We start from the raw sequence: 3909 nt of genomic DNA on the forward strand, positions 1-3909 counted from the left end.
CCCGGCGTCGTGGCTGCGGCGGTGGTTCAAGGCCCCCACGCCCCGCTGCCGCCGGTCCAGCCCCACCCGCTCCTGCAGGTAGAACACCGGGCCCCGCGAGGTCAGCTTGATCAGCACCGCAATCACCAGCATCACTGGCAACAGGGACACCAGCGCCAGCGACGCGAGGACGAAATTGAGTACCCGGGTGGCCCATTGCTGCCGCACCGGCTCGGCCGGCCAGCGAGCCTCCCGGTCAGGGATACGGCCGTCGTCGGCGCTCCACACGGTCTGGAGCCGCCGCCGGGCGTCCTGGGCTTCGGTGCGCTCTATCAGCCCTTCCATCCATCGTATCACGTAATGGCCCGTCGCTGGTTGAAGCAGGGTGTGCGGCCGGCGCCGTTCGCGAGCGACGGCGGGACCAGCACGATCTATGCCGATGAGCCCCGGTTGCCCACAGCCCGGCAACGCTCCTGTATACGACGACGGCGGAGCGACTTAGGCGGCCTGGCCAGGCGCCCCAGCCGAGCCCCCCGTGGATTCCGTGTGGATTGTCTGTGGTAAACTACCATCAAGCAACTCGGTTGTCCTCACAGCGTCAAGCGCGGAGCGCCCACCAGCGGACCAGAAGCACGCTACCCAGGGCAAGCAACAAATGGGTCACGCCCAAGCTGGTGACCCCGCCAAAGATCAGGAACGCCCACGTGACCAGCGCGATGACGGCTACGACCAGCGTCAATGACGGCATGTGGACTCCTCGCTCGGTTGATTCTAGGGAAGCTGCCTCCTATCTTAATCCCGCGGTGATGGGGAGCCACATTATTGAGCCAACAGGTCCAGTGATGGGCCCGAATGCCGGGGCCGATGTCACGCCCCTCGGGGGAAGGCAGGAGTCTTGGTGAGGGCGCCGAACATTCTCATTGGGCTTCAATAATCCTCTCTGTTGCCGTACTCCACATGCGCCGGCCGGCTTTCGGCCGGCGTATGTGTATGGCGCAGGTGTATGGTGCAGGTGCGTTGAGCACGGCTTGACCTTGCCCCGGGTCCCCGCATCTTCCTCCCAGGACCAGTCACCGAGTCGTTCGATGCCGCGATGCAGCGTGACGCGGCGCGTGCACTTCAATGCCGCGCACCGCCTCAACAATCCTACGTGCTCCGAGGCCTGGAACCGGGCGACGTTCGGCGTGTGCAACAACCCGAACTTCCACGGGCACAACTACGAGCTCGACCTCACGGTCGAGGGGGAGATCAATCCGGAAACCGGATACGTCATGGACCTGAACCGGTTGAAGGACCTGGCGCAGGAGCGGTTGCTGCAGCACATGGACCACAAGAACCTGAATCTGGACGTCGCCTGGTTCCGCGATCTGAACCCGACCTCCGAGAACATCGCGCTGGTGTGCTGGCGGGAGCTGAGGGCGGCGCTTCCCGCCGACCTCACGCTCCGGCTCCGCCTGTGGGAGACCCCGAGAAACTATGTCGACTACCAAGGCGGATAAGGACGGGGCGCTGCCCCGGTCCAACCGGCGACGCGTCACCCCCCCCGACGCGGCCCAGCCGCACCTCGAGCCCTTCGCCGATCAGGTCCGCGCGATCCTCGAGGCCCTGGGCGAGAACCCGGGTCGCGAAGGGTTGCTCAAGACCCCCGACCGGGTGGAATCCTCGCTCCGCTTCCTCACCCAGGGCTACCGGATGACGGTCGAGGAGGTCATCGGCGACGCGGTGTTCGAGGAACAGCACCAGAGCATGATCCTGGTCCGGGACATCGAGATGTACTCGCTCTGCGAGCACCATCTCCTGCCGTTCTTCGGCCGGGCCCACGTGGCCTACATCCCCGACGGCAAGATCCTCGGGCTGAGCAAGGTCGCCCGGATCGTCGATGTATTCGCTCGGCGGCTGCAGGTCCAGGAACGGCTGACCGACGAGATCGCCGACGCGGTGATGGACACGCTCAAGCCCGCCGGGGTGGGCGTGGTGATCGAGGCGGCCCACTTCTGCATGATGATGCGCGGAGTGGAGAAGCAGAACTCGCGGGCGGTCACCAGCGCGCTTCGAGGGATCTTCCGCGACGACTCCAAGACCCGGGTGGAGTTTCTCCGTCTCGCGCACGGGGGCAGGCTGGCGGAGTGACCGCCCTGGCCGGACGCCTGGCCGTGGTGACCGGTGCCTCTCGCGGCATCGGCGCCGCCACCGCCGAGGCGCTGGCCGGCGCGGGCTGCCGGGTGCTCCGGGTGGCCCGCTCGCTCCGGGACGCAGCGCACGGCGCCGGGCACGATGTCCGCTGCGATCTGACCGACGCCGACCAGGTCGCGCGGCTGGCCGATCGCATCGCGCGGGAGTTCGGCCCGCCGGACATCGTAGTGAACAACGCCGGGAGCTTCCTGCTGCGCTCTCTGGAGGAGACCACGGCGGCGGAGTTCGACGCCCAGATCGGGATCAACCTGCGTGCCTCCTTCACGCTCGCCCGCGCCATCCTCCCGATGCTCCGCGCGGTCGGACGCGGCTGCTTCGTCAGCGTCGGCAGCGTGGCCGACCATCTGGGCCTTCCCGAGAACGCCGCGTACGCGGCCAGCAAGTACGGGCTCCGCGGGCTTCATGAGACCCTACTGGCCGAATATCGCGGCAGCGGGGTTCGGTTGACGTTGATCTCTCCCGGCGCAACCGACACCGGGGCCTGGGATCCCTACGATCCCGACCACCGGGTGGGCTTCCCGGCGCGCGCCCGGATGCTGCGACCGGCCGACGTGGCCGACGCTATCCTCTTCGTGGCCACTCGGCCGCCGCACGTGCTGATCGACTGGCTGCGGCTGGAGCCGGCCTGACGCTTCCACCTCGTTCCTGGACGCCTCGATGAGCCACCGCGCACGGTCTGGTCTCCACCCGCCTCTGCTGGCCATGGTCGGGATCACGGTCCTGCTGTCGACCCGCGCCGCCTTCGCCCAGGCGGTGCTGCCGCCCCTGCCCGACAGCGCCGGCTGGGGGGTGCACGTGCTCACCGCGGCGAGAGACCCGCAGGGCGCTCTCTGGGTCGGGACCTATGGTGTCGGGATGTTTCGCCTCCCCGCTGGGGCGGACCAGTGGCAGCCCATTCGGCACGACTCTGCCACGGCCACGTCGATCAGCATGGACTTCGTCCAGGCGATCGCGTTCGGTCCGCGGGGCGAGGTCTGGTACGGCACCGTCGGGAACGGGTGGGGGATCTCGCGGGACGGCGGCCGGACCTGGCGCAACTGGACCTACGACCAGCTGGGCCCCGAATGGCAGTACGTCATTCCTGGCGGGATAGTCACCCGGGGGGACACCACGGTCATCGCCACCGCTGACGGGCTCCAGATCACGACGGACGACGGCGAACACTGGATCGCCATCGAGGACTCGATCGGCCCGGCCGCCCGCGGGCCAGCCGATACCGCCCTCCGGCTGCTGTCCAACGAGTACGTCCGCCGGCTCGCCGCCGACCGGCGGGGCTGGAACGTCACCACGCTTCGGGGCAACCAGCGTCTGCAGCACACCGACAGCGGCTGGACGTCCACACCGATCGCCGCCGCCGCGTTTCCGCCGGCCAACGCGATCCTCATCGGCCGGCAGCAGTATCACGGCACGCCGTGCGGCCTCCGGCCGGTCACCGACACGCTGCCCTGCCTCCGAAACCGCGCGCCCGCCGCCGCCCCGCCGGTCGCGCCGCTGACCATCTGGATGCGGCGCCCGATCGCCGTCCCGAACAACCAGTTCATCGACCAGACCTACCGCTACGGCTCCACGATGGGCGGCTTCTTCCAGCAGCATCAAGGCGTCGAGTTCAACAACCCGGACGGCACGCCCGTCATGGCCGCGCTCGGCGGAAAGGTGGTCTACGCGGGTCCGGCGGAGGAGGGGGCGCTCACCGTCAGCATCAGGCACGACACGACGGTGAAGGCCGGGGGAAAGCGG

At 68.6% G+C, this 3909-nt stretch carries 6 protein-coding genes; 4 read left to right on the forward strand and 2 right to left on the reverse strand.

The features are described from left to right. On the reverse strand, positions 1–324 hold a 324-nt coding region (locus VHR41_08055; GenBank protein ID HEX3234138.1), incomplete at its 3' end, for a sugar transferase. Positions 325–577: 253 nt separating this feature from the next. After that, the gene (locus tag VHR41_08060; protein HEX3234139.1) at positions 578–727 is read right to left on the reverse strand and encodes a hypothetical protein; all 150 of its coding nucleotides are present in this window, start codon (positions 725–727) and stop codon (positions 578–580) included. Between the two features lie 352 nt (positions 728–1079). Here VHR41_08060 and VHR41_08065 point away from each other — a divergent pair, with 352 nt between their 5' ends. The 4 genes from VHR41_08065 to VHR41_08080 all read left to right on the forward strand — a co-directional run. Next, positions 1080–1478: a 6-carboxytetrahydropterin synthase gene (locus VHR41_08065; GenBank protein HEX3234140.1), complete on the forward strand. Its 399-nt coding sequence runs from the start codon at positions 1080–1082 to the stop codon at positions 1476–1478. Beyond that, the gene (gene folE, locus VHR41_08070) at positions 1456–2109 is read left to right on the forward strand and encodes a GTP cyclohydrolase I FolE (protein HEX3234141.1); all 654 of its coding nucleotides are present in this window, start codon (positions 1456–1458) and stop codon (positions 2107–2109) included. Before VHR41_08065 ends, folE begins: the two co-directional genes overlap by 23 nt. Next, positions 2106–2801: an SDR family oxidoreductase gene (locus tag VHR41_08075; protein ID HEX3234142.1), complete on the forward strand. Its 696-nt coding sequence runs from the start codon at positions 2106–2108 to the stop codon at positions 2799–2801. The genes folE and VHR41_08075 overlap by 4 nt, the downstream gene beginning before the upstream one ends. 28 nt (positions 2802–2829) lie before the next feature. Continuing rightward, positions 2830–3909: M23 family metallopeptidase (locus VHR41_08080; protein ID HEX3234143.1), on the forward strand; the 1080-nt coding region annotated here is incomplete at its 3' end.

It is taken from the genome of Gemmatimonadales bacterium (genome assembly GCA_036265815.1).
Lineage (GTDB): Bacteria > Gemmatimonadota > Gemmatimonadetes > Gemmatimonadales > GWC2-71-9 > CAVVWJ01.